An 824-nucleotide genomic window follows, 5' to 3' on the forward strand; every position below is an offset into this window, starting at 1 on the left:
ATCGGGAAGACAGGATTCGAACCTGCGACACCTTGGTCCCAAACCAAGTACTCTACCAAGCTGAGCTACTTCCCGAGTTAAATAGAAAAATGCACCCTAGAGGAGTCGAACCTCTAACCGCCTGATTCGTAGTCAGGTACTCTATCCAGTTGAGCTAAGGGTGCTCATTAGTTTATGCCGAGGACCGGAATCGAACCGGTACGATCGTTACCAATCGCAGGATTTTAAGTCCTGTGCGTCTGCCAGTTCCGCCACCCCGGCCTCTCTAAGCGAACGACGGGATTCGAACCCGCGACCCCCACCTTGGCAAGGTGGTGTTCTACCACTGAACTACGTTCGCACTGTTTTCTTCTATCTAAAAATGCCGGCTACATGACTTGAACACGCGACCCTCTGATTACAAATCAGATGCTCTACCAACTGAGCTAAGCCGGCTCATTTATTATATCTTAATGCGGGTTAAGGGACTTGAACCCCCACGCCGTTAAGCGCCAGATCCTAAATCTGGTGCGTCTGCCAATTCCGCCAAACCCGCATATATGACCCGTACTGGGCTCGAACCAGTGACCCATTGATTAAAAGTCAATTGCTCTACCAACTGAGCTAACGAGTCTAAAGTAACTTTCATTACCTTAAACGGTCCCGACGGGAATCGAACCCGCGATCTTCGCCGTGACAGGGCGACGTGATAACCGCTACACTACGGGACCTATGGGAGTTAACGGGATCGAACCGCTGACCCTCTGCTTGTAAGGCAGATGCTCTCCCAGCTGAGCTAAACTCCCTAGAGCTAAGCGACTTCCATATCTCACAGGGGGCAACCC

General features: G+C 51.2%; 9 tRNA genes. All 9 read right to left on the bottom strand.

Going from position 1 to position 824, the window contains the following annotated elements:
* Position 1 precedes the first annotated feature (1 nt).
* Positions 2 to 75: transfer RNA gene (locus ACERDH_RS09745), tRNA-Pro, on the bottom strand.
* Between the two features lie 15 nt (positions 76 to 90).
* Positions 91 to 164: transfer RNA gene (locus ACERDH_RS09750), tRNA-Arg, on the bottom strand.
* Positions 165 to 175: 11 nt separating this feature from the next.
* Positions 176 to 261, bottom strand: a tRNA-Leu gene (locus ACERDH_RS09755).
* Between the two features lie 7 nt (positions 262 to 268).
* Positions 269 to 340 (bottom strand) — tRNA-Gly (locus ACERDH_RS09760).
* A gap of 22 nt (positions 341 to 362) precedes the next feature.
* Positions 363 to 435 (bottom strand) — tRNA-Thr (locus ACERDH_RS09765).
* Between the two features lie 18 nt (positions 436 to 453).
* A tRNA-Leu gene (locus ACERDH_RS09770) sits at positions 454 to 535 on the bottom strand.
* A 5-nt stretch (positions 536 to 540) separates the two neighbouring features.
* A tRNA-Lys gene (locus tag ACERDH_RS09775) sits at positions 541 to 613 on the bottom strand.
* A 24-nt stretch (positions 614 to 637) separates the two neighbouring features.
* A tRNA-Asp gene (locus tag ACERDH_RS09780) sits at positions 638 to 710 on the bottom strand.
* A gap of 2 nt (positions 711 to 712) precedes the next feature.
* Positions 713 to 785 (bottom strand) — tRNA-Val (locus ACERDH_RS09785).
* Positions 786 to 824: the final 39 nt, after the last annotated feature.

Source organism: Streptococcus bovismuti, from assembly GCF_042436615.2.
GTDB lineage: Bacteria > Bacillota > Bacilli > Lactobacillales > Streptococcaceae > Streptococcus.